Source organism: Novosphingobium sp. (genome assembly GCF_965228995.1).
Classification (GTDB): domain Bacteria; phylum Pseudomonadota; class Alphaproteobacteria; order Sphingomonadales; family Sphingomonadaceae; genus Novosphingobium.
Genome location: NZ_OZ245852.1, coordinates 1,239,426 through 1,261,692, shown reverse-complemented (window position 1 = coordinate 1,261,692; position 22,267 = coordinate 1,239,426). Strand labels below are relative to the sequence as shown.

The window sequence follows — 22,267 nt, the reverse complement described above, 5'->3', positions numbered from 1 at the left end:
TCATTTCGGCAATTTAGCTAACCGCACAGCGGACCGCGGCTGGCTGTCCGCCAACGCTCGTTCGAGTGCGTAATATTGGCAGTTCGGTCTTCGCTGGCAGCGACTTCGCGGCTCCGGAACCGCAACGGGCCACACCGGCCCATCGGGATCAGGGGCAGTCAGGATATATCCAGCATCCGACGCAAAGTGGCTGCGCCGCCCGCCTATCCGCCTGATCTCGCTGCGCAATCAGACCTGAATATCTTCAGCTGACCGCGGCTGCCTTAAATCTGAAACTTGCTGACGGCAGGAGGTCCATATCAAAAAAGCATATGCCAAAAAGGAAATGTCATGGCTCTCCCGGCACGCCGCGCGCATCCGCTTACCCGCTCGGTCGTGCGCAAGGGCACGGGCGTGGCCAACAAGCTGCTCGACCATGCCTTCGCGCTGGCATTCCGCGGACTGGTCTACGCGCAGATCTGGGAAGACCCGGACATCGACATGGAAGCGCTTCAAATACGGCAGGACAGCCGCATGATTGCGATCGCTAGCGGCGGGTGCAACGTGCTGTCCTACCTCGTTGGGGATCCGGCTGCGATCACGGCGGTCGATCTCAACACGGCGCATGTCGCGCTCGGCAAGCTCAAGATTGCGTCGGCGCAGCACTTGCCCGGCTACGCCGAATTTCGCCGCTTCTTCGCCGATGCTGATCAACAAGCGAACATCGCCGCCTACCGCGACCATGTTGCCCCGCATCTCGACGAGACTACGCGCCGCTACTGGGAAGGCCGCGACCTCACGTTCCGGCGGCGGATCGGCGGCTTTCGCAAGGGTATCTACAAGCGCGGTCTGCTCGGCGGTTTCATCGGCATCGCGCATTTTGCAGCAAAGCTCTATCGGATCGATCTCCAGGCGATCCTTGCCGCCACGAGCACCGAGGAGCAGCGGGCCATCTTCGAACGCGAGCTTGCCCCGGTTTTCGACAAGAAGTTCGTGCGCTGGCTCACCGACCAGCCTGCCTCGCTGTTTGGTCTGGGCATTCCGCCCGCACAGTTCGAGGCCCTTGCGGGCGACCAGCGCATGGCCGAAGTGCTGCGCCGTCGCCTCGAGAAGCTGGCCTGCGACTTCTCCGTCGATGACAACTACTTTGCCTGGCAGGCCTTCTCGCGCAGCTACGGCAAGTCACCGGCGCGGGCGCTGCCGCCCTATCTGCAGGAGGCCAACTGGGATGCCGTGCGCAGCCGTGTCGGCCGGATCGAGGTGCGCCACGCCAACCTGACCGAGCACCTGCGGACACTGCCTGGCGAATCGCTCGATCGCTACGTCCTGCTCGATGCCCAGGACTGGATGACCAATGCGCAGCTGTGCGACCTCTGGCGCGAAATCACCCGCACGGCTCGCCCCGGCGCGCGGGTCCTGTTTCGCACTGCCGCGGAGCCCAGCCTGCTGCCGGGCCGGGTCGAGCCTGCGGTGCTTGCGCAATGGACCTATCATGAGGAACTCAGCCGCGACTACACCCGGCGCGACCGCTCCTCGATCTATGGCGGCGTGCATCTCTACGAGCTGCGGCGATGAGCCGCGCAGCAGCGCGGCCCTCCGGGCATGGCGCGCTGATGGATGCGGTCTACCGCAGGCAGAAGCACATCTACGACCTGACCCGCAAATTCTATCTGTTCGGCCGCGACACGATGATTGCCGGCCTGACCTGCGCGCCGGGCATGAGCGTGCTCGAAATCGGGTGCGGCACGGGGCGGAACCTCGCGCTGATCGAGCGCCGCTGGCCGGGCACCCGGCTGTACGGGATCGATATCTCGCGCGAGATGCTCGAGCAGGCCGGCCGGCGGTTGGGCGCAGGCGCGCGTCTGGCGCTGGGGGATGCAGGCGGATTTGATGCCGGGGAGCTGCTCGGCAGATCCCGTTTCGAGCGCATTACGATTTCCTACGCGCTTTCGATGATACCATGCTGGGAGGACGCGCTCGCCCACGCAGCAAGCCTGCTCGCGCCGGGGGGATCGCTGCATGTCGTCGATTTCGGAGACCTCGAAGGGTTACCCCGCCCCGTGCGCAGCATTCTGCGACTCTGGCTCGGAGCGTTCCACGTCACCGTGAGGGAAGACTTGCCGCTCCAGGCGACCGCGGTCGCACAAGCGGCCGGTCTCGATTGCTCCTGCAAGCGGGGGCCGCTGGGCTATTACAGGATCATTGTTCTGCGGCGCAGCACCTGACCGGCAGGGTCAGGGAGCAAAGGCACGGTCGAGCAGGCGGGCAAGGCGTTCGCCCGCGATCAGGATCTGCTGCGACGCGATTGATCCCATGTTCACCTTGTAGGCCGCATCGGGAAAATGCGGACCTTTCCCATCGCCGATCGGCGGGACGTAGACATACTTTCGGGCGAGCTGGAAGCTTTCCGCCATCCAGGCGGCGGGCGGTGCATCGAGGTTGGTGCGTCTCATGACCTGTGCCATGAACCCTCGCCGCCGGTCCGCTTCCGAAACAAGCCTTGCGGCCTTTGCGATGGCTGCCGCCGGGCTGCTGTTCGTGCCGATGGCATTGTCCCAGAGCCCATGGAGCTTCTCGGCAAACTTGCCAGAGGTCTGGCACCGGGCAGGAGCCGGCTCGCAGACAACCTCTCCGTTGCCGCCCTTGTCACCGTCGGGAAACTGCTGGCTGAACCTGGCGGTGGCATGGAGCGGCTGGTGGACGTCGCCGACGAGATGGAGCAGCCAGGTCAGGTTATAGGACTTCGCGTCTTCGGTCAGTTGCGGGCTCGCCAGCGAAGCGCTGAAAGCCTCGATCTGGGTCTGCGCATTGGGGGCGAACGGCGGCTTGAGCGGTGTTCCATCTGCCGAGAAGGGCAGATCCTTGAAATGCCAGTAACGTCGCAGGCGGTGATCCGCATAACCGATATTGAGACCGCTGCCGGCGTCTGCGGGGGTATAACCGTCATCCTGATAGCAATCGGGTCCTGACGCGCAGACCATGCCGCGGATCTCATCCGGCCAGGTGGCCGCTTTGACAAAAGCGATCTGTGCCTTCCGGCGCGCCGGTACACCCTTCGTCCAGGCCGCAAAGCGCGGATTGCGCTTGATGAGGTCCGCCGCCCGCGCGCGCGATTTGGCTGACATCTTCGACCAGGCGACGGCCGCGACGGTCATGTGCCCCCGCGCGTTCCATGCCTGAACAGGAGCGGCCTGCAAGAGCAGGAGACCCGAGGTTACGATTACTAACAAGCGGCGCATCAGAACCTCCGGGTTGGTTTCTATCCCGAATAGCCATTGACCTGTCCGCAGGTCGGGATCCTGCCTTCGGCAATCCCCAAACAGGCCCTACCGCAACGGCTCCAGCCGATTCGAACGAAAACAAGACTTTGCACGTTTGAAGCAAGGCCAGGTTTGGGCATTTTAATGTCAGTTTCGCGTCAGTACGCTCGGCTACGTCTAGCCCCCGCCTGCCGCCAAAGACGTGTCCTATCCGCGCGCGGGGTTCACAATGCGCGCGCGCACGCCGGCCACGCCAGGGTCTGTCGACACAGATCACACGTTGAAGATGGAGTGCCCGGGTGCGGACTGCGATCGTTGCCGAATTGCTCTCCATCATTCCGCCCGCCCCCTTCAGGGGCACTGGCCCTTCCAATTCCCCGATCTTGAAGGGATATAGCGGCGAGGCCGAAACGAACCGCTCAGCCTATTCGCGCCGCAGCCAGGAATGACCTCACTGCGCGCCGTTACCGCCATGCACGGGTCGATGCCGGCTGCTTCGCTTCGGATTGCCCGGATGGCATCGTATCCGGCCGCCGAAGCGCTGCGCGACGGGCAGCTCGCGGAGATACTGAAGCCGTTTATCGGCGGCCCGATCCCGGGCCGCCTCGCCCATACCGGGCCGCTGCTCGTGCCGCCCAAACGACGCGCTTTCCTTGATGTTGCAGCACCGCGGCTCAGGGCATCGCTCGGCGCCCTGCCCCGCTAGATGCAAACACTTGTCCTGGTCGGCGCCCGGCGGCTTTGCGCTAGAGCTGACGCAGGGCCGCAATCGCAGAAAGATCGCGCGCAGTCGCATCCGGGCGGGGCGTCAGTGTCTCCCCGGTCACGCCCAGACGGTTGATCCATGCGGTGCGGTAACCATACCACTTGGCGCCCAGCGCATCCCAGCCGCCGAAGGCGACAAACCCGATTTCGTCGCGCGGTAGCCCGAAATGCCCTTCCGCCATGGCATAGGCCCGCGGCGAGGGCTTGAATGCACGGACCTGATCCGTGCTCAGTGGTGCGTCCATCCACCGGTCAAGCCCGTTTGCGCGCATGTTGGTCTGAAGCATGTCAGCGCCAAGGTTCGACAGGAAGGCAAGGCGCACGCCGGCCTTGTGCAGCGCCTCTAGCGTCCCTGCCGTGTCCGGCCAGACCGGAAGCCTGCCATAGACCGCGACAAGTGCCTGCCTTTGCGGCGGTGACAGATCGATGCCCATGGCCTGCGCACTGAAGTCCAGCGCCGCGTCTGCGACCGCTGCAAAGCCGCTATAGCGCCCGGCCGAGGTTTCCAACCACGACAAAGCGAACAGCTTGTTGGCCCAGGCGGTCGCCAATTGCGCACCTTTTTCCGGCAGGAGCGTAACCACGGCAGCGCTGACCGGGCGAGGATCAAGCAAGGTGAAACCGTCGAAGGCCAGCGCCTTGACGGGCGGACGTCTGCCTGCCGCTGCGCTCATCCCTTGTGCAGCTGCGCCGCTGCCTAGCGCCGTTACATCGAGGATGGAAAGCAGCGCGCCGCGCCGCGCGAGGGAGGGGAATATCATGGGCAAGGTTCCGGCCAATAAGGGGGTCGCACCCTTTTTCGTGCGAACTTCACCAGAGGTTTCAGCTAGTTGGCGAATTAGCGCGTTTCACTCCGCGCGACGCTCTGCGCGGTGTCTTATGGCAAGAGCGCCTTGCGCAGCAGGATATTGGCGTGGCCGGGAGGCCAGTCCGCGATCTCGGCCACCCGCTCGAAGCCGGCGCGCTCATAGAATTCCGGCGCCTGAAAGCTGTAACTCGCGACAAAGACCTGCCCCACGCCGCGACGCTTCGCTTCGTCCGTGAACGCGGCCAGCAGCTTGCGGCCAAGCCCCCGCCCGCGCAGGTGCTCGTCGACCCACAACTGCTTCAGTTCCGCGCTTCCCGCCCAGCTATAGCCGGCGCAGGCAGCGAGCAAGCGGTGGTCGCTGTCACGGATGACATAGGCGAGGCCGCGCGCATCGTCCTGCCCGGTCATCCTCAGGTTGTGCGCGTATAGGCGATCCTCGATCACATCGATGTCCGCCAGGGCAAGATCATGTTCAGCCCTTGGCGGCGTTTCGAGATGCGACCGGCCCTCTGCGCAAAGACGGAGAAAGAGCACAGGATAGTTGCGCCCCTGTTCGTCCAGTTCAGATCGCCCGGTTTGCCGAAACCCGAGCCGCTCATAGAAGCCGACGGCCTGGATGTTCTGTTCGTTCACGGTGGTCGTCAGGTCCGCACCAGGCGAAAGCGCGAGCGCAAGGTTCACCAGCGCCCGGCCGATGCCAAGTCCGTGATGCGCGGGATGCACGAACAGGGCCTCCATCGCCGCATCGACGATCTGCATGAAGGCGACCGGCGTGCCGCGCTCGTCCACCGCAAGCCACAGAGGCGGGTCGGGCAGCCAGCGTTGTACCTCCTCGTCGATTGCATTGCGGTCGGCCGCGGAAAGGAAATCATGAGTTGCATCGACCGCTGCGCGCCAGATCTCGACGACACTGGCGCCGTCAGCGGGACCAGCGCGGCGGACGGTGATCACGCTGCCGCCGTGAGCGCGAGATGCATCCGCATCGCGCAGCGCCGTTCACCGGGCAATCCCGCAGCAATCTCGTTCCGCAGAACGCCGAGCAGACGCTCGTCGCAATCCTCGGGCGAGAGCACCGTGAAGCCAAGGCGCAGATACATCGGCTCATTCCACGCCACACCGCGGAAAGTGGAGAGCGTGAGGGCCCGCAGATCTTGTTCGCGTGCGAATGCAATGGCCTCGGCCATTAGCGCTCGTCCGATGCCCTTGCGCTGCTGGTCCTGCAGGACCGCCAGTTCCCAGATGTGCAGCACGTCGCCCGCCTGCTCTGCCGCAAGAAAGCCGGCCAACGATCCGCCCTGCGTTTGCGCGACCCAGCAGGCGCCGCCTGCGATCAGTTCGAGATGGCGCTGCGGCGGGATATTGTCACCATCGGCGATCCAGGCAAGTTCGGGAACGGTGCGAAAGAGCTCACCCGCCGATTGCTCGATGGCGGGAAGCAGCGGGGCATCGGCAGGCACGGTCGGCCGGATCGAGATCGTCATTTCCTCGACTCTTCGGCAAAGATGCGATGAAAGTTACTGAGCTCGCTGGCGGGAATGTCGGACACGGCCCAGTATTCGAGCCCCCCCGCACTCCACTTCTCGATCGCGTAACCCTGCCGGGCGATCGCCGCATCACGTGCACCGGCCGGTTGGGGCCGGATGAAGAGATTGATGGTGTGGAGCCGCCGCTTGAACACCAGCGTGGCGACGGTCCGGCCTTCGAGGACATCGAGCCTGCCCCCGACCAGCGGAAACCCTTGCGGGGCGAGATCCACGACCGGCGGCGAGAAATCGATCCGGCCATTGAACCACGGCTTGACCGTGTGCCGGTCCGATGTCGCAACATCGACCAGATGGCCGCTCTGGAGCGAGCGGATCTGGCTGCTGATCACTTCGTCGGCAAGGATCGGCGCGGTTGCCGTGGGCACCGCCAGCAAAAGCGCAAGACTCGCCGCAAGCGCACCGACCGCACCTCCGCCCAGCCACGGCCTGACACCGGGGCGCGGCCGCTGCCGTGCAGGCGATGCCGCTTCACCCGCCAGTGCCTCGATCCGTGCACGCAAGTGGGCTGGCGCAGTGCTGTGCAGCCCCGATCCGCGCAGGGCGAGGCGCAATTGCTGGGATTTGGCATAGGCCTTGCGGCATCCCGCGCAGCCTCTCAGGTGGTCTTCGAGCGCGGCGGTGGCCAGCGGGTCGAGTTCATCATCGAGCATCGCCTGCAGGGCAAGCTCACGGTCCTGGCAAGGCTGTGTCATGCCTCTCCTCGCTTTCTGTCGGGCGTATCCCCATCGCGCAGCAGCACGCTGAGCATCTGCCGTGCGCGCGCCAGCCGCGACATGACCGTGCCGATCGGCGCCCCGGTCACTGCGGCGATGTCGCGATAAGGCAGTTCCTCGAGCTCGCGCAGCACCAGGGCTTCGCGAAACGGCTCCGGAAGGGCTTCGATCATCTGCCTCAGATCGGCCATCTCCGCGAGCTTGTGCTGATCATCTGGTGCTGCGAGTTCGGCCAGTTCGTCATCCGAGCCGGTCGATGTCACCCGCGCGTGCGCCCGCGCCCAGTCATGATGGCAATTGCGCAGAATGGCGAAAAGCCACGCCCGGGGATCGCCGCGGCACTGATCGATTGCCTTGAGCGCGCGCTCGAACGCATCCTGAACGATGTCTTCAGCGGCACCATCATCGCGGCACAGAAACCGGGCATAGCGCCACGCGCTGTCGAGATGGGGCAAGATCAGCGACGCGAACCGGGCCGCCTGACCGTGCCCCGCATCGCGCGGCCGGTCGCGGCTGAAAGTCAGCGTTAGTAAGGGGGATCGTCGCCAGCGGGTCATCGCTCTACCTTGTGCTCACTTCTGCTGCGCGAGATAGGCAATGATATCTGCCCGATCCTGCGGCTTGACGACCGAGAAGTACATTTTCGTGCCGGGCACCAGTTTTTGCGGGTTGGTCAGCCATTTGTCGAGATTGGCGGGCGTCCACACCAGACCGGACTTCCGCAGCGCCGCGGAATAGGCGTAGTCGGGCACGGACCCTGCCGCCCTCCCGACCACACCGCGATGGCGCGGGCCGACATCGTTTTCGCCGAGCGAGTGGCAGCCCATGCAGGACTGATAGAGCCGTGCCCCGTTGGCAGCATTGTCGCCCGGAACTGCGGCGGCCGGCTTCCCGCCCAGCATGGCTTGGTGGCGCGCAGGGCGGGCAGGTCCGGCTCCGGCCGAAGCGCTGCCTGCCAGCACTGCAAGTGCGGTGACAAGAAGCAGGGAATGCGGCCTTGGCGCACAGCGTTGCATAAACATGATCGCGGTTCCGGGTCAGGCCAGCGCGGCATCGAGAATGGCGATGGGGGTGTCGCTCGCGGCAAAGCGCAGCGTGGAAACGCCGATCTGCGAGCGCAATTGTTCTGGCGCGACGACCAGCGGCCCCGGCCCGGGTCCGACACCGGGCGCAGGCTGCGGATAGGCAGTCGAGCGGGCGGCGTGAAAGCTCATGTGTCCTTCGAGCTTGCGCTGGACCTGATGCACATGGCCATTGAGCGCGGTGACCGAACCGAAGCGCCCGAGCATTCCGAGAGCGATTGCCGCATCCTCGGTGCCCCACCCCCAATCGGGATAAAGCGCCCACAGCGGAAAGTGCGAGAGCACAACAATGGGGGTTGAGGATGAGAGACCTGCAAGGTCCGCCTTGAGCCACGCGAGCTGGTCCGCGCCCAGAGTACCCATGCCCTTACTGCCGAGCTGGACCACGTTCACCAGAGCGACGAAATGCACGCCTTTGACATCGAAGCTGTACCAGCCGTTGCCTTGTGCCTCCGGCGCAAAACGCGCGATGTAGGGCCGTGGATCGTTGCCATCGACCAGATCGTGTTCGCCCGGCACGAAATGGATCGGCAGCCCGATCTCTCCCAGCACCTGCTGCGCGAGATCGAACTGGTCGGGCTTCGCGAGGTGGCTGATGTCGCCTGTGTGCACCACGAAATCAGGCTGGACGGGCAGCGCCCGGATCTTCGCCACGGTTTCACGCAGCGTTGCCACAGGATCGGGATTGGCAGCCTTGGCAAAGCCGATGTGGGTATCGCTGATCTGCAGGAACGTGAAGGGCGCGGGCGCCGCGCCGGGCGCCTTCCCCAAGGGCACTGCGGCAATGGCTTGATCGAGCGTCAGCGATGCGGCGATCCCGCCGCTCAGCGCGTAGAGCGCGCCGGTCCCGGACCAACCCAGACATTTCAGGGCCTGGCGTCTTCCCAGCAGCGAGTTATCGGTCACCACGTGCAATCTCCTTCAAGGGTTTTCAAAGGAGAGACTGGCGATGAAAGGCCTTTATTCCCCGAGGTACGGGAAAATTGTTCGCCATCGGGTCAGAAGCAGTCATTTCTGCCTCAATGCTCGAGCCCGGATCGATGCCATTGGAACGAACCTCATGGCAGCTCTTTCCAGACACGGACGTACATCTTAGCGTGAGGGAACGACTGGCTCCGGGTCGATACCCTACACCTAGCGGTTGTCGGACCAACCTCGCAAAGCGACTGCAATTGGGCAGGCTCCGGAAAGGCGGCTTCCAGAATCTAGTCATGAAAAGCGGCCCTTCCTGAGCAGCTTGCGGGCCGGTCAGCTACTGGCCAGAGTGCGATCATCCCTGAACTTGTGCTCTCACACCGGTAGCGGCCGTTCATTCAGCAACTCACGGCGTCCTCTTGGGCCGGCTTTTTGCTTCTCGGCCAGCAATTCGGCTTCGAATTGTGATCGTTGCTCGCAACCAGTTAGATTGCGCATTTTTTCTAGCGCGATGGCAGCTCGCTCACTTGCCAATTTTAGCCCGCAAGCGCAGTCCATAAGTTCGCACTCGGATTTCCCGGTTCATCGAAAGGCTGTTCCCGTCGTGGCGAGGGCGTGGATGCGATGGCTGCTCTCCAATGGCGGACCGGTTCTTGCGGGCTTAGCCGTAGTCGTCTTTGGCGCGTTTCTGCAGTTTGCCCATCTGCCAGCGCTCGACCGGATCGGGCTGCTCCTGTTTGACGGGTATCAGCGCGCCGCCCCCAGGCCCTATGAAGAAGCCCCGGTGCGCATCGTCGATATCGACGACGAGAGCATTCGCCGGCTGGGCCAATGGCCATGGCCGCGCACCGATATCGCTCGCCTGACCGATCGACTCGCGGCGAGCGGTGCAGCTGTCATCGCGTATGATATCGTCTTTTCCGAAGCCGACCGCACGTCCCCGCCGCGTATAGCCGAACACATGATCCGCGCGGGCGAGTTCGGCCCGGCCATCACCGCGCTCCGCAAGCTTCCAGACAACGACGCGGTCCTCGCCCGTGCCTTCCGGCAGGCACCGGTCGTAGCGGGCTACTTCCTGATGCGCGAACGGGGCAGGGACACCGTCATCCCCAAAGTCGGATTTGCCGTAGCCGGCTCTGCTCCCGAGCAGTCCATCACGCACTATGGCAGCGCCATTCAGTCGATCGGTCAGTTGCGGGATGCTGCAGCGGGCAGTGGTTTCATTAGCATTTCCGGGGATCAGGACAGTATTGTCCGTAGCGCCCCGCTGATCGCGGAGCAGAACGGCCAGCTCCTGCCTTCGCTCGCCCTTGATGCGGTTCGGCTGGCACAGGGCGCGGGATCAATCACCGTGAAAACCAGCGATGCCAGCGGCGAAACCCGCAGCATGCCCGGGCAAGTGGTTTCGATCAAAGTCGGCCAGTTCGAAGTGCCCACAACCGCATCCGGTGCGCTTTGGCTGCACTACACCGCGCCGCATCCGCAACGGGCGATCCCCGCGTGGAAGGTCCTTTCTGGTGCGATGAGCGCAAAGGAGCTCGAAGAGGCCTTTGCCGGGCAGATTGTCTTTGTCGGCACGGGTGCCATCGGGCTGCGTGATCTGGTCTCGACGCCGCTGCGTGACCATGAGCTTGGCGTTACCGTGCATGCGAACGCGGCTGAGCAGATCATTCTGGGCCGGTTTCTTGTCCGACCCGATTGGGCAACCGGGCTGGAGCGCACGCTGCTCCTCGTGCTCGGCACCCTCATGGTTCTCCTCTTGCCCCGCCTCGGCGCGATCCGGGGCGCAGCGCTGGGTGCGGCGCTGGTTGCGGCGATGGTCTGGGGCAGTTGGTACGCGTTTACGGCGCGCCACTATCTGCTCGATCCGACTTATCCGGTGCTCGCGCTCACACTCGCCTATGTGACTGAGACCGGGCTGATCTTCTACCGCGAGGAGCGGCGCCGATCCTATATCCACAACGCCTTTGACCGCTATCTTTCGCCCGAGCTGGTGAAGCGCATAGCGGCGGATCCCGGGCGGCTGGAACTGGGCGGAGAAGAGCGCGAAATGACCGTGCTGTTCTGCGACATCCGCGGCTTTTCGCGCATATCGGAAAGCATGGGCCCCAAAGCCATCATTGCCTTCCTGATCGCTTTCCTCACCCCGATGTGCGACATTTTGCTCGCGCGGAAGGCCACGATCGACAAGTTCATCGGCGATGCGATCCTCGCCTTCTGGAACGCTCCGCTCGACGATGCCGACCAGCACGAGAACGCCGCCCGCAGCGCACTGGCCATGGTCGCGCGGCTCGCTGCTCTCAACCTTGAAAAGCAGGCCCAGGCCAGTGCCCCCTGGCCCGGCGACGTGAAAATCGGCATCGGCCTCAACACCGGCCTGTGCTGCGTCGGCAACATGGGCTCGGCGCAGCGCTTGTCATATTCGCTTATCGGCGACACCGTGAACCTTGCCTCGCGGATCGAAGGTCTCACCAAATTCTACGGTGTGCCGATTGCCATCGGCAGCTCGCTTGCGGCCCGGTTGCCGGGTTTCGCCACGCTGGAGCTCGACCGGGTGCGGGTGGTCGGGCGCGATATGCCAGAAACGCTGTTCGTGCTGCTTGGCGATGAAGCGATGGCCTGCACAGACCAGTTCACCCACTTTTTCGCCCTGCATTCCGCGATGCTGGCCAGCTACCGTAAGCAAGATTGGACAACTGCCGGCCGCGCGCTGGATGCGATCGAGCCGCTCTGCGCTGAATTTGGCTTGCAACGTCTGTATGCGCGCTATCGCGGGCGCATTGCAGAGCTGCGCCATGCCTCGCTCCCGCACGATTGGGACGGGGTCTATCAGGCCTTGGAGAAATAGCCTGACCCTGGACGAGCGATCTTACGGGCCGTTTCCGCGATGCGGCGGTGTATCTGTTTGACCATTCCCGTTACCGCCGCCGCCAAATCCGGGTACCGGCAAGCCGATACTGAACCGGAATTTGGGCGCCTTGGGCTTATCTCTCTCGGCGCGCATCGCGGCCAGCGACGGGAAGATCAGCGCATTGATCCGTGCCAGACCTTGCCGCGAAATCATGAACGGCCCGATGGGGGCCGCGCCGGGGGCCGGCACATAGGCTGCCAGCATCGGGCGATCGAGCATGACGGTTCCGGGCCCGGCCGTGACCGAAATCGCGCCGGGCACCACGCCGCCCTGGGTCAGCGGGCCCGGCCCGCGCAGCACGACCAGCGAGGCGGTGTCGGCATCGCTTTTGGTCGAGCGATCGATCCCACCCTCCTGTTTTGCGATAGCCACGGCATCAGCGCCGATAACCGCGTCGACCACCGTGCCTCGGATGCCGATCGTGGCAATCGGCGTGCGGAGCGAGGCGTCGCTCACTCGGTCGGGCTTGCCCGACATGAAGCGGAACGCTCCCTTGGCCATCGAGGCTGTAAAAGAGCGGCCAGTAGCGGGTGCATAAACATAGCGGTCGATCGTCAACCGGGCGTTCGCTCCGACCGTGAATACCGATTTGTCGAGCAGAAGGACCTGAAGCTGGCTCCTCTTGCCGGTCTGGACAGTGTCCGCCAGCGCCACCCGTTCGCGCGGCACCGCGCGATGGGCCTTCGGGAGACCTGCCGGAGTGATCGAAACCTCATTGAGGATGGCCGAGGCTATCCCGACAATCTGTCCCCCATCAGCGCCCCGAGCGAAAGGCGCGAAAGGCGCGGCGAACGCCGTCAGCACAATGCATAGTACCCCTATGGGCCTCGATCGGCCTTGAGCCTTGGCGTCACGCTCCACCGGGTGTGCCCGAGCAGGGTGCCATGGCCTCGTTCCAGTCCTGATCCTTGAAATCCTTGCGGCGCAGCGCTTCGAATTCCACGGCGGCCCCGGTCCGATCATCGAGGCGGCAGAGCAGGCTGGCATGGAGCAGTTGCGCCGGCAGCGCTTCGGGATGCACGATCATCAGCCGCTGCAGTGTCGCTGCAGCGTCCAACAGCTGGCCGTGCCCGATCTGGTCCCGCGCGAGTACCATGCCTTGATCAACCTTGTCGGTTGCGCTGGAAAGTTGGTCGAGCTCAGACAGCTCGTCTGCCCGGGCCGGGGCCATGGCGATCAGGACTGCGCAGCCAAGCATCGCGGCTGGTCGCGTCATCGTACGGATGCTCATGATCTGGCACCTCCCGCCGAGACAATGCGCCCGTTTTCGGGAACCGCCAACGCCCAATTTCCGGCCTGTTGCGCTCTGCTGTCGGCTTATGCGGTAGTGCGCTTTGTGCGCGCTGCGATCTCATGGCCTGATCGGTAGGTGCGTGTGGACGGCGGCGTCGTGCACGTCGTCTCATAGACAAGGCGCGATTTCGACGGACCGCGCGGTGATGACAGCTGTAACCAACTTTTGGATTGACAGTCGCCGAGTTCAGTAGCATCCTACCTACATGTCACATCCCACCCTCGAACTCAAGAAAGCCTATCTGGCGCTGCGGCATGCGCTGGATCACACTGTGCGCCGGTTCAACCTCACCAGCGCGCAATTCGATGTACTGCAATTGCTCATGCACAATGACGGGCTGCCGCATCGCGAGTTGCAGCAACGGCTGGCAATCGCGTCCCCAACGCTGACCAACATCATCGACGTGCTCGAACGCGAAGGGCATGTCGAACGGCGGTCGGATGGGGCGGATGCCCGAACCAAAACGATCCATATGTCGTCCCAGGCCCGGGCTTTGTGCGCCTCGGATGATTTCTGTTCGGCTGGCGAAGCGCTGGTCGGACAGATGTTCAAGGGCTTTTCCGAAGACGAGCGCGCCCAGTTCATGCGCGCGCTCAAACGCGTCGAAGTCAATCTCGAAGCACTGACCTGACCTGCCCCTTTTTTTGACTGAAACGGTAGCTTCCTATGAAGCTGCCGCTTGTGCGTAATCCCTAGCCTTAATTGTTAGCTTCCTATCGGAGTATCGATGATGACCTATCTGACCATCCTGCTCGAAGCGCTGGTTGGCGCTGTCTTTCTGGTTACGACGCTTGGCCTCGCGCTGCGCTTGCCCCGCGCCGCCATGCTGCTGCGACCACTCCCGCCATCGCGGTTCATGCGCATGCTGTTGGCAGCGCTGACTGCGCTGCCAGGGATCGGCATGATCATCGCGGCAACCGTCCCCATTATTGCCTTCTTCGCTGCTCTGCTATCGGTGATCGTGACCGGTGCACTCGCCGCAGCCAGCAAACGGCGCGGTGGAAAGCCTACCTGGGCCCTCTCGATCATGCTGGTGCTGGTCTCCACGGGGATCGCCATCCTGCAGCCGCTCGGGCTGAAAGTCATGAGCTTGCCCAAGGCCGATGCGCTCGCCTATCAGCCAGTGCCAGCCCGCGTGATCAAGACCTACGGCGAGGGCGTCGGGTTTGAAGGCGTCAGCGCCGGCCCCGACGGCACGCTGTACCTTGCTGCCAGTATCGGCCTTGATTTCAATGCGAGCGACTATTTCCACGCGGCGCATGGCGAGATCATCGCACGCCGACCCGATGGCAAGGAGCGCGTGCTGTTCACGACTCCGGTCGGAGCGACCGCCGGCGTCATCGCGGTTGCCGACGACGGCACGCTCTACATGACGAGCAACGGGCGGCAGCCGGGCCTCTGGCGCATCACGCCAAACGGTGCAGCAACCAGGATCACAACGCTGCCGACAGGCGCTTGGCCCAATGGCCTCGACTTTGGACCGGACGGCAAGCTCTACACCCCCGACAGCAGTCTCGCGCAGGTCTGGCGTATCGATCCCGCGACTGGCCGCGCCGAAGTGGTGCTCCGCGACCAAAGGCTTGCAGCGCGCCCGTTTATTGCGCTGGCGCCAGGTGCCAACGGCCTGCACTTTGCCGGGCGCGACATGATCGTCACAGTCTCGGATTCGACCGAGGTGTTGAAATACGTGCTCGGGAAGGATGGCCATTTTGGCGCCCCGGCCCTGCTCGCACACGGCATTCCCGGCGACGACTTTGCAATCGGCAAGGACGGATCGCTGTTCGTGACAACCCACCCCTACAACACGCTGGTCCGGATCGCCCCCGATGGCCACCGGACGATCGTTGCCGATGCGCGGCTGCGGATCATCGGCGCGACCGATGCCAGCTTCGGCCGCGGCCTCGATGATCACGACACCTTGTATGTTGTGACCGATGGCGGCGCGTTCACCGCCGGACCAAAGGCGCGAGGGCAATTGATCGCCCTGGAGCCCTATCGGTGACGTCTTAGCGGCCTCACTGGCGCAATAGACCGAAGCAGGGCTGGCCTGACGGCATTTGTGGAGGAGTCAGATCCCCGACCGAGCCGTCAGAATTTTCCCGCATTTTACTGGCGGGAAAATTCTGGCCTCTGAGCGGCGGGTTTCAGATTGAGCCGCATCTGAGATGCGGGCCATGCCAATGGCGATCCACTAGCTTTGAGAGACGATCGACGCCAAACGCGCGAATCAGCGCGCCCATAGCGGAGAGTTGATTCCACTCGTTCGCGGCGTCTGCGTCAATCAGAACACCTACGCCGAGGCGGCTATCCTGGGCCACGCCGTCCGGATTGCAGATCCCGTTCCGGACCTTCGCGAATGCGGAACTGCAATCCTAAGATGGCAGGATTTAGCGCAACTGGTCGAAGCCTTGGACGGCGACAATCGGATGCGTTGCTGACTGTCCGCTTTTAAACGACAGATTGGTAGCTTCTGCCAGGACCTGACGTTCGCCGTCTCAGATGGGAATAGCCGAACCTGGTCAGCGGCTGCCGCCTGAGCCGGTCTTCTGCACATGGTCGATTGCCGAAACTCAGAGGGTGTCCGACCAGTCTCGCGCCGTGACAGGAACTGTGCCGTTTGCCGACGGGTGGCTTGGTTGAAGTCGCCCTGTGAAGCTGCCACTAGCCCGCCTCGTCGTCGGGGCTTGGCAGACCGGCTCATGGAGCCCTGCAACGCATCGCTGCAGCTCAACTGCATGTGTTCGCAGTTGCAAAGCCCCCTGCAAGTTACATGTGCCCAGGCTGCAGCAAGGGCGATTCCACTCGTTCGAGACAATGTTTGCTCTGCGCTGCCGCCCAGATCTGGGGGCGTGGGCCGGACGACCGGTGCTACGAAGCGCACCAGCCGTCCGACACTTCAGAACCGGTAGGCGATGCCAAGCAAGGTTTGATGGCGATCGAACTTACCATCGCCTTTGCTGAAATCGCTGTAGCGATATTCCAGGCGTGCCGAGAGATGCGGCAGGATGGCGCGTTCGATGCCGGCGCCGACAAGCAAGCCGTCACGGTTTTCCGCCGCCTGGGCTGCGTTGGCACCCGTGGTCAGCGTGGTGCGGATGCGGCTGTTGGCATACGGTCATGAAAAACGAAGCCCTCACCAATGGATGAGAACACGAAGGGGATATTGAGCGGCTCGGCGTAGTTCAGTGCCTGCTGCATCCCGTCGCCAACGCTATGCGTGTTGTCCTTAGCCTCGATCAGCGCGATCGGGATGTTGTGCTTAAAATAGAGGATGTAGTCTGCACGCTTGCCCTGACCGCGTGTAACCAGCTTGCCGCGCACGATAATGCGCCCCTTGGTGAAGCTGACGTCCTCGCGAATCTGGAGCATCTCGTCCCAGCCCGCATTCCGCAGCGCAGGCGTGATGAACTTCGTGCAGATGTCACGCTCCGAAAGGCCGCGCTTGCCCAGACTCGTCTCCCTCCGAGCACAGCAACTCTGCCAATCCAGAGCTTATGCGGGGCTATCTAAAGCCCCAACGAGCAATCCGTAAATGCCAGCATTGGCAATTTCGCTGCATTGAGCAGGGGAACTCAAATCCTGACATCCGCGCTACAGCCAAGTACGGCCTTCAGGCTAGCAGTTCAGGGCGAAACATGATGCCCATCGGACGTCCAGCTTCATAGGTCGGCAGCGGCTTCAGGGAGATGTCGACATCGACTTCCCCATTGTATGTCGCGTCAACCGCCCCGGTGACGGATCTTGCATACGCTGAACATGACACGAGTGCCCCAACGCTGCGCGCCTGATGCCTATCTGATGCCTACAAGCGAGTGGCAGCCAGGCAAGTTGGGCAAAAATACGCCTAAGTCTGTGAAAAAATGGTGCCGCTTAGGTGATTCGAACACCTGACCCCATCATTACGAAAACCATGAATCACAAGTATTTAGAGTGATCTCGAACGGAATCGACCGGAACGAAACGGGCTCAAACGAACCTTCTGGTCCAACCTTGGTCCAACAGTTTACACCGGATTCGTCTGACCACTTCCTTCTTGTCTGCCATTGACCGTCCGTTGGATCGTGAGGCTGAACATGGCGAAGTCTTCCTCGATGTCCGCATTGCGGACCAGCTTGACTTCGCAATCGGGCATTACCGGCACATTGAGCGACCAGTAGGGCTCTCGCGCAAGCCGGTTGATGTCGATCACCACTTTCTCACCGTTGATTTCCAGCGTCAACCAGACGGCGGCGGTGATGACCAGCAAGGGGGGCTCGGCGGTGTCGTCCATCGGTTCGAGTGAGTGCGGCAACATCGTCCTCAAGGCTTAGGGGAACGGGATCACATTTGCCCCGGCTAAAGCTTGCTGAGCCACACGGCAAACTCGTCGGCGGTCATCGTGATGCAGGGGCCTTCGGCGGCGGCGACGATCTCGGCCAACCATTCTTCCGAGTAATCGCCCCTGCACAACGGACAGTTATGATCGTAGGCGTCGAAGTCGTTGTTGTCGTTGCTTGGCTTGGGCCGCCCAGCTTCCTCATCCGGATCAGTCATGATTTCAGGCTGCCATCTTGTGCTTGATTCTATGGACGGTGGCGACACCGACTTTGAGCATGCGGGCGGTGGCATTGATGGAAGTGCCCCGGCTTAGTTCGCGCCGGATGCGGTCGGCTTTGGCGATATCGAGGGCAGGACGACCGGGCTTCTTTTGCGATCGAGCCAGCCCAGCCATGATCCTACTGCGGATCATCTCGCGCTCGAAGTCGGCGAACACGGAAAGCATGCCGAACATCGCCCGCCCGCTCGGCGTGCTGGTGTCCAACGCCTGCTGATGGAGGTAAAGATCGACGCTCTTCGCATTGATCTCGGTGAGGAACGAGACGAGGTTTTGCAGCGAGCGCCCCAGTCGATCGACGGCCCATGTTGCGACCAGATCGATCTCCCGACGCGCTACTGCTTTCATCAGGGCATCATAGCCGGGACGCTGATCGCGACTTTTCGCGCCCGATATTCCCTGATCCGTGAACTCGGCAACAATCTCCCAACCATTCCGCTCAGCGACGGCGACAAGCTCGCGATGCTGATTTTCAGTGGTCTGACTGTCGGTCGAAACCCGGGTGTAAAAGCAAACGCGTTTGGTCATTCCGACCATCTCTCACACTTCTGGAATGCGTCAAGTTATTCTTTTCGGACTCTTTTTTGGTAATCTCTGCGTTTAAGTAGGGGATGATTTGGAAAAAGTATGATGGCCGCCGCTCTGGTGAGTGCCGGATCGATTTCAGCGGTAAGCAGCGGGCTCGGTATGAGGTCGGCGTCGTTGAGACGGGGCGGCAGCGCGTGTATGCCGCAATCTTCCTCAAGGTCTCGATGTCAGATGGGCGCGCGTGGATCGGTGAGGATCGCTGGTCGCCGCTCGCGGCCCTGCATGATGTCGCGCGTCAGATTGAGGCAGAGCGCGGGACGATGATGTGTGCGGGCCTCGATCCACGTTTCTACGAGAGCGGGCTGTCGTCATGCACCGGCTATGGCTACCTCGATCGGCACAGCGAGGCGTGCTACATGATGGACCCGTTTCCATTCAAAAGCAGACTGTGAAGTAGGCGTTCGCAACCGTGATCAGGGCGACTCATGCAAAAAGAGCGGCACGATGCCGCTCTTTTCGTTTCAATATCGTCGTTAGGCCAGTTCAGGCATCCTTTCGATATGAGTCGCGCTCGCTTTCGCAACAGCCAACTCATGGTTGGCCATAAGAGCCATGAGCAACTCGCTCGGATAGCCAATAGCGTCTTCAATCTTGACCGCCAAAGGCGCAGTAATGGCCCGCTTAGCATTGAGCATGTTAGCAAAACCCGGACGAGCCACGCCGAGATAATCGGCCACCTTGGCCGCTGGCATATGACGCTCAGAAAGATACATCTTGAGAATGGTTCCCGGATGCTCGGCAATATTCTCAATGATTTCTTCGTGATCGTCCCAATAGGGGTTAGTGTCGATCGCCATAGTTGTCCTCGCTAATGTGCATAAGTTTGAATATATTGATAAAATATTTTGCGTGGATTATTTAATATATCATTGGCGGTTCTAAAATATTCATATCTGCTTTAATGCACTACGCTTAGTCTGTGATATCAGTATTTATTTAAGGTTTGTCGATTACCCTCAGTGAGGATCATCGTATACCATTCGACCGATGGCCTTGGCCTCTTTGTCGTAATCAAACAGCAACCGTGTGGAGCCGGACACATCGATCGACCAATGGGCATTCTTGCCGCTCCATTGATGCAAACGCCACTCCGGATGGGCGTTTCCAGCGGCGGGAAGATCAACAGCGGCTCGAAGCACGGAGATGATCACCCGAATCTTGACCACGACACCGGGTTGCATGCCCGGCACCGATGTTGGCGGCGGCATCTTATCGAGAGCCTTGAGCCGCTTATCCCTCACAGAAACTTGCACGCTTACACCTCACTATCCTAAGCGACACCCATGTAGCGATTATCGCGAAGCGATACAAGCACTATTATCGCTTCGCGATAATCGGTCATCGCTCTCTACGGTCCAGCGGATTGACCGCTCACGTCGTTCATTTTCCAACTGGTTTGCGAACATCCGATTCCGACCATCCCGAACGACAGTTTTCTGCGCATTTCAGAGCCCCGAAAACGGCGGTGTTATTGGAATGGCGGCGGAATCACGACCGTGGAGGGCGAATGCCGTTGAAAATCGATCAGAACGAAATCCCGCCCGCACAACGATAGCCAGAAATACCCTGCGGTAGATGTGCCGCCTCACCCCCCACCGGCTCCAAATCACCACTGTCAGGTCGCTGGCTAATCCACGGGCTCAATGATGCCCACGTTGTCCTGATGGTATCGTCGATCAGGGAAGCAAGTGGGACGGCTGTGGTTGGAGACATGGCAGCAAAATCTGATACAGGATCGTATGAACTTGTGGGATGAGATCGCCGCCGCACGTCGAGAAGCAGGACTTTCGCAGCAGCGACTTGCAGATCAGATTGGGAGCAGCCGAGAAGCTATTGCTCGGCTTGAGGCCGGAAGTGGCAGTGTCTCTTTGGTGCTGCGTGCGATGTCTGCGATACCCATTCGGATGCGCGATGTGGCCCGTGGGGCGACGATTGTCGATCAGGTCGTCAACGCAAGAAACAGACGCAAATGGAGTTCTGAAAAGCTCGCCTCTTTGGCCCAAATCGATGCTCGCACGGTCAAGGCCGTCGAACAAGGTGATGGAACGCTGGCAAGTTTGAATACCATGCTGCGTTGCCTTGCGCCCCATTCGACCCGACAGCCAATCGCAAAAATATACTGGGATTATGACAGACGGAAGATGGCTCACGCTGATTGCCGCTTCACGCCATCTGACTTTCTGACGGCAATCGAAGATGTGTTCGGCCCCATCGACCTCGATCCCTGCTGGCACCCGCAATCGAAGGTGGTCGCGTCGCGCACTGTATCGCTGCCGGATTGCGGGTTGGCTTCGGAATGGTCCGGATTGCTTGTTTACGTCAATCCACCGTTTGGCGATCTTGCGAGTTGGATCGGCAAGGCGAACCGCGAGTGGCAGCGCGGCGGGATCACAAAGTTGCTACTGCTGCTGCCAGCAGCCCGGCTCGACATTCGCGAGTTTTTCGATCGAACTGCTCGGTCGGCTACAACCCTCATTTTGCGAGAACGACTGCGTTTCTCTCGGATCGATGAGCGTGGATATCCATCACCATTCGCGTTGGCCCTTGCGTGTTTTGGCTGCTCGCCCACCGAGATTGCAGATTTCTGCCGACGATACCCGAGCCTGATTATTTTGCCGTCGCATGCGGCGTAAAGCGCCGAAGCTGCCATTCCAGAGCCACGCTCGCAATGCCCGGGGCGTTGTCCCCGACGTCGAACAACGAGGATTGACCGTAGCTGGCCTATTCTGCTGGCAGTCAGATCACCAATCGCAGCCGAGGCTTCGCGGGAGCATCCTCGGCAAGATCATACATCTTCACGAACTCGTGTTCATGCAACGGCACGAGGTGCGTCATATCCGACATCGTGAATCCCAAGTCGGACAGGTGAGCCTTGATGATCGCGCTGAGCACAGTTGGTCGCTCGTGCGGGAAGTCCAACTCGGCGGGTTCCCTCGTTCGCCAACCTCGTGAACTGATTTGCTGCCAAAGGTATCGGTTCTGGTTGTCGCTGAGATAGCCGAGCGATTTCGCGCGCATGAGCAGCGACTGCATCGCGACACGCCATTCGGGCTTGAGTGCGGCGAGAAGCTCAAGTGTGATACGACGACCGGCGAATGCTTCTCGCATCTCTCGCTCCGGCAATAGGAAGGCGGACGCAAAAGCATTCGCTTCGTTTTCCATCTCGGGCGTCGGAAAGCGGTGCATCACGAGATGACCGAGTTCGTGAGCAAGCGTGAACCGCATCCGATCAGCCGGATGGTTTCTGTTCAGCAACACCAGCGGCGGCTGCCCCGGCACCCGGAAAGTCATGCCGCTGATCGACGCTCCGCTGAAATCAGAGGTGCCGACTATGACACCCGAGCGCTCGACCAACGCTATAAGGTTTTTGACCGGTCCAGAAGGCATACCCCAGTGCGCCCTGACGACGCTCGCAATCCGTTCGGGGGATTCGTATTGATCCACCCTCAATAAAGGAAGTTCGGTGGTCGGGGCATAATCAACGGCGTCCAAGAAACGGCGCACGTGCATGACCCGGAGGTTCATCTCAGATACCACCATGTCGAGATCACGAGCCGAAATGTCGGCTTTCGCGCGCAGCATTGGATGAACGCTCACGGGTGGACCGTATACTGGATCGCGGAGGTCGAAAAACGCGCGCGGAAGATCGTAGACCGTCGCCGCCTTACACAGAAAGCCATCATCCGGCTCCGCAGGGCCGTTCTCGAATCGCGATAGGACTGGCTGCGCGACGCCAAGTTGAGACGCAGCGGCCTTTTGCGTGAATCCCAATCGTTGCCGCGCCAAGCGCAGCATGTCTCCGACTGTTGACATG

Annotated in this window: 25 protein-coding genes and 1 pseudogene; 8 read left to right on the top strand and 18 right to left on the bottom strand. The window is 61.8% G+C overall.

The features are described from left to right. The first annotated feature begins 330 nt into the window (after positions 1-330). Positions 331-1,554: a DUF3419 family protein gene (locus ACO056_RS05865; RefSeq protein ID WP_421853197.1), complete on the top strand. Its 1,224-nt coding sequence runs from the start codon at positions 331-333 to the stop codon at positions 1,552-1,554. Then, a complete protein-coding gene (locus ACO056_RS05860) occupies positions 1,551-2,204 on the top strand; it encodes a class I SAM-dependent methyltransferase (RefSeq protein WP_421853194.1) in 654 nt (217 codons plus the stop codon). The genes ACO056_RS05865 and ACO056_RS05860 overlap by 4 nt, the downstream gene beginning before the upstream one ends. Positions 2,205-2,213: 9 nt before the next feature. Here ACO056_RS05860 and ACO056_RS05855 read toward each other — a convergent pair whose 3' ends face one another. Beyond that, complete coding sequence (locus ACO056_RS05855) at positions 2,214-3,218, bottom strand: S1/P1 nuclease (protein ID WP_421853191.1); 1,005 nt, start codon at positions 3,216-3,218, stop codon at positions 2,214-2,216. Positions 3,219-3,753: 535 nt separating this feature from the next. On the opposite strand from ACO056_RS05855, the gene ACO056_RS05850 reads away from it, so the two are divergent. Continuing rightward, on the top strand, positions 3,754-3,945 hold the full coding sequence (locus ACO056_RS05850; protein WP_421853188.1) for a hypothetical protein: 192 nt from the start codon (positions 3,754-3,756) through the stop codon (positions 3,943-3,945). Between the two features lie 40 nt (positions 3,946-3,985). On the opposite strand, the gene ACO056_RS05845 is transcribed toward ACO056_RS05850, so the two are convergent. The 7 genes from ACO056_RS05845 to ACO056_RS05815 form a co-directional block, all read right to left on the bottom strand. Then, positions 3,986-4,765, bottom strand: a complete 780-nt coding sequence (locus ACO056_RS05845) for a haloacid dehalogenase type II (RefSeq protein ID WP_421853185.1) — start codon at positions 4,763-4,765, stop codon at positions 3,986-3,988. A gap of 116 nt (positions 4,766-4,881) precedes the next feature. Next, entirely contained in the window at positions 4,882-5,763 is an 882-nt protein-coding gene (locus tag ACO056_RS05840; RefSeq protein WP_421853182.1) for an acetyltransferase, read from the bottom strand. Further along, complete coding sequence (locus ACO056_RS05835) at positions 5,760-6,293, bottom strand: GNAT family N-acetyltransferase (RefSeq protein WP_421853179.1); 534 nt, start codon at positions 6,291-6,293, stop codon at positions 5,760-5,762. Before ACO056_RS05835 ends, ACO056_RS05840 begins: the two co-directional genes overlap by 4 nt. After that, a complete protein-coding gene (locus ACO056_RS05830) occupies positions 6,290-7,048 on the bottom strand; it encodes an anti-sigma factor family protein (protein WP_421853176.1) in 759 nt (252 codons plus the stop codon). The genes ACO056_RS05835 and ACO056_RS05830 overlap by 4 nt, the downstream gene beginning before the upstream one ends. Beyond that, complete coding sequence (locus ACO056_RS05825) at positions 7,045-7,626, bottom strand: sigma-70 family RNA polymerase sigma factor (protein WP_421853173.1); 582 nt, start codon at positions 7,624-7,626, stop codon at positions 7,045-7,047. The genes ACO056_RS05830 and ACO056_RS05825 overlap by 4 nt, the downstream gene beginning before the upstream one ends. Before the next feature lie 15 nt (positions 7,627-7,641). Beyond that, positions 7,642-8,091, bottom strand: a complete 450-nt coding sequence (locus ACO056_RS05820; protein ID WP_421853170.1) for a c-type cytochrome — start codon at positions 8,089-8,091, stop codon at positions 7,642-7,644. Positions 8,092-8,106: 15 nt separating this feature from the next. Then, positions 8,107-9,057 (bottom strand): metallophosphoesterase family protein, encoded by a 951-nt coding sequence (locus ACO056_RS05815; RefSeq protein WP_421853167.1) that lies wholly within the window; start codon positions 9,055-9,057, stop codon positions 8,107-8,109. A gap of 520 nt (positions 9,058-9,577) precedes the next feature. Between ACO056_RS05815 and ACO056_RS05810 the strand changes: the two genes are divergently transcribed. Beyond that, on the top strand, positions 9,578-11,914 hold the full coding sequence (locus tag ACO056_RS05810) for a CHASE2 domain-containing protein (protein ID WP_421853164.1): 2,337 nt from the start codon (positions 9,578-9,580) through the stop codon (positions 11,912-11,914). Between the two features lie 21 nt (positions 11,915-11,935). On the opposite strand, the gene ACO056_RS05805 is transcribed toward ACO056_RS05810, so the two are convergent. Then, entirely contained in the window at positions 11,936-12,781 is an 846-nt protein-coding gene (locus ACO056_RS05805) for a FecR family protein (RefSeq protein WP_421853161.1), read from the bottom strand. Positions 12,782-12,827: 46 nt separating this feature from the next. Continuing rightward, positions 12,828-13,208: a hypothetical protein gene (locus tag ACO056_RS05800; protein WP_421853158.1), complete on the bottom strand. Its 381-nt coding sequence runs from the start codon at positions 13,206-13,208 to the stop codon at positions 12,828-12,830. Positions 13,209-13,476: 268 nt separating this feature from the next. On the opposite strand from ACO056_RS05800, the gene ACO056_RS05795 reads away from it, so the two are divergent. Then, positions 13,477-13,902 carry a MarR family winged helix-turn-helix transcriptional regulator gene (locus ACO056_RS05795; protein ID WP_421853155.1) on the top strand — a complete coding sequence of 142 codons (426 nt, stop codon included), beginning with the start codon at positions 13,477-13,479 and terminating at the stop codon, positions 13,900-13,902. 99 nt (positions 13,903-14,001) lie between these two features. Continuing rightward, the gene (locus ACO056_RS05790; RefSeq protein WP_421853152.1) at positions 14,002-15,273 is read left to right on the top strand and encodes an SMP-30/gluconolactonase/LRE family protein; all 1,272 of its coding nucleotides are present in this window, start codon (positions 14,002-14,004) and stop codon (positions 15,271-15,273) included. Between the two features lie 894 nt (positions 15,274-16,167). On the opposite strand, the gene ACO056_RS05785 is transcribed toward ACO056_RS05790, so the two are convergent. The 5 genes and pseudogenes from ACO056_RS05785 to ACO056_RS05765 form a co-directional block, all read right to left on the bottom strand. Continuing rightward, on the bottom strand, positions 16,168-16,356 hold the full coding sequence (locus ACO056_RS05785) for an outer membrane protein (RefSeq protein ID WP_421855315.1): 189 nt from the start codon (positions 16,354-16,356) through the stop codon (positions 16,168-16,170). A gap of 14 nt (positions 16,357-16,370) precedes the next feature. Next, positions 16,371-16,721, bottom strand: a pseudogene (locus tag ACO056_RS05780) (type I restriction endonuclease); the annotation flags it as partial. A gap of 553 nt (positions 16,722-17,274) precedes the next feature. Further along, entirely contained in the window at positions 17,275-17,541 is a 267-nt protein-coding gene (locus tag ACO056_RS05775; protein WP_421853149.1) for a hypothetical protein, read from the bottom strand. Between the two features lie 65 nt (positions 17,542-17,606). Next, positions 17,607-17,804, bottom strand: a complete 198-nt coding sequence (locus ACO056_RS05770) for a hypothetical protein (protein ID WP_421853146.1) — start codon at positions 17,802-17,804, stop codon at positions 17,607-17,609. A 4-nt stretch (positions 17,805-17,808) separates the two neighbouring features. Continuing rightward, positions 17,809-18,393 carry a recombinase family protein gene (locus tag ACO056_RS05765; RefSeq protein ID WP_421853143.1) on the bottom strand — a complete coding sequence of 195 codons (585 nt, stop codon included), beginning with the start codon at positions 18,391-18,393 and terminating at the stop codon, positions 17,809-17,811. A gap of 194 nt (positions 18,394-18,587) precedes the next feature. On the opposite strand from ACO056_RS05765, the gene ACO056_RS05760 reads away from it, so the two are divergent. After that, entirely contained in the window at positions 18,588-18,845 is a 258-nt protein-coding gene (locus ACO056_RS05760; RefSeq protein WP_421853140.1) for a hypothetical protein, read from the top strand. A gap of 81 nt (positions 18,846-18,926) precedes the next feature. On the opposite strand, the gene ACO056_RS05755 is transcribed toward ACO056_RS05760, so the two are convergent. Both ACO056_RS05755 and ACO056_RS05750 read right to left on the bottom strand, forming a co-directional pair. Further along, positions 18,927-19,250, bottom strand: coding sequence for a helix-turn-helix transcriptional regulator (locus ACO056_RS05755; RefSeq protein ID WP_421853137.1), 324 nt, complete (start codon positions 19,248-19,250; stop codon positions 18,927-18,929). A gap of 159 nt (positions 19,251-19,409) precedes the next feature. Beyond that, a complete protein-coding gene (locus ACO056_RS05750; RefSeq protein ID WP_421853134.1) occupies positions 19,410-19,706 on the bottom strand; it encodes a hypothetical protein in 297 nt (98 codons plus the stop codon). Positions 19,707-20,198: 492 nt separating this feature from the next. Here ACO056_RS05750 and ACO056_RS05745 point away from each other — a divergent pair, with 492 nt between their 5' ends. Continuing rightward, a complete protein-coding gene (locus tag ACO056_RS05745) occupies positions 20,199-21,086 on the top strand; it encodes a DNA N-6-adenine-methyltransferase (RefSeq protein ID WP_421853131.1) in 888 nt (295 codons plus the stop codon). Between the two features lie 103 nt (positions 21,087-21,189). Here the strand turns inward: ACO056_RS05745 and ACO056_RS05740 are convergent, their stop codons facing one another. Then, positions 21,190-22,248 (bottom strand): ImmA/IrrE family metallo-endopeptidase, encoded by a 1,059-nt coding sequence (locus ACO056_RS05740; protein ID WP_421853128.1) that lies wholly within the window; start codon positions 22,246-22,248, stop codon positions 21,190-21,192. Positions 22,249-22,267: the final 19 nt, after the last annotated feature.

What these genes read in the sequence shown, in the direction of transcription:
- ACO056_RS05865 (WP_421853197.1), top strand. Translation starts at nt 331, where the DNA reads ATGGCTCTCCCGGCACGCCGCGCGCATCCGCTTACCCGCTCGGTCGTG.
- ACO056_RS05860 (WP_421853194.1), top strand. Translation starts at nt 1,551, where the DNA reads ATGAGCCGCGCAGCAGCGCGGCCCTCCGGGCATGGCGCGCTGATGGAT.
- ACO056_RS05855 (WP_421853191.1), bottom strand. Translation starts at nt 3,218, where the DNA reads ATGCGCCGCTTGTTAGTAATCGTAACCTCGGGTCTCCTGCTCTTGCAG.
- ACO056_RS05850 (WP_421853188.1), top strand. Translation starts at nt 3,754, where the DNA reads ATGGCATCGTATCCGGCCGCCGAAGCGCTGCGCGACGGGCAGCTCGCG.
- ACO056_RS05845 (WP_421853185.1), bottom strand. Translation starts at nt 4,765, where the DNA reads ATGATATTCCCCTCCCTCGCGCGGCGCGGCGCGCTGCTTTCCATCCTC.
- ACO056_RS05835 (WP_421853179.1), bottom strand. Translation starts at nt 6,293, where the DNA reads ATGACGATCTCGATCCGGCCGACCGTGCCTGCCGATGCCCCGCTGCTT.
- ACO056_RS05830 (WP_421853176.1), bottom strand. Translation starts at nt 7,048, where the DNA reads ATGACACAGCCTTGCCAGGACCGTGAGCTTGCCCTGCAGGCGATGCTC.
- ACO056_RS05825 (WP_421853173.1), bottom strand. Translation starts at nt 7,626, where the DNA reads ATGACCCGCTGGCGACGATCCCCCTTACTAACGCTGACTTTCAGCCGC.
- ACO056_RS05820 (WP_421853170.1), bottom strand. Translation starts at nt 8,091, where the DNA reads ATGTTTATGCAACGCTGTGCGCCAAGGCCGCATTCCCTGCTTCTTGTC.
- ACO056_RS05810 (WP_421853164.1), top strand. Translation starts at nt 9,578, where the DNA reads ATGGCAGCTCGCTCACTTGCCAATTTTAGCCCGCAAGCGCAGTCCATA.
- ACO056_RS05800 (WP_421853158.1), bottom strand. Translation starts at nt 13,208, where the DNA reads ATGAGCATCCGTACGATGACGCGACCAGCCGCGATGCTTGGCTGCGCA.
- ACO056_RS05795 (WP_421853155.1), top strand. Translation starts at nt 13,477, where the DNA reads ATGTCACATCCCACCCTCGAACTCAAGAAAGCCTATCTGGCGCTGCGG.
- ACO056_RS05790 (WP_421853152.1), top strand. Translation starts at nt 14,002, where the DNA reads ATGACCTATCTGACCATCCTGCTCGAAGCGCTGGTTGGCGCTGTCTTT.
- ACO056_RS05775 (WP_421853149.1), bottom strand. Translation starts at nt 17,541, where the DNA reads ATGGACGACACCGCCGAGCCCCCCTTGCTGGTCATCACCGCCGCCGTC.
- ACO056_RS05770 (WP_421853146.1), bottom strand. Translation starts at nt 17,804, where the DNA reads ATGACTGATCCGGATGAGGAAGCTGGGCGGCCCAAGCCAAGCAACGAC.
- ACO056_RS05765 (WP_421853143.1), bottom strand. Translation starts at nt 18,393, where the DNA reads ATGACCAAACGCGTTTGCTTTTACACCCGGGTTTCGACCGACAGTCAG.
- ACO056_RS05755 (WP_421853137.1), bottom strand. Translation starts at nt 19,250, where the DNA reads ATGGCGATCGACACTAACCCCTATTGGGACGATCACGAAGAAATCATT.
- ACO056_RS05740 (WP_421853128.1), bottom strand. Translation starts at nt 22,248, where the DNA reads ATGCTGCGCTTGGCGCGGCAACGATTGGGATTCACGCAAAAGGCCGCT.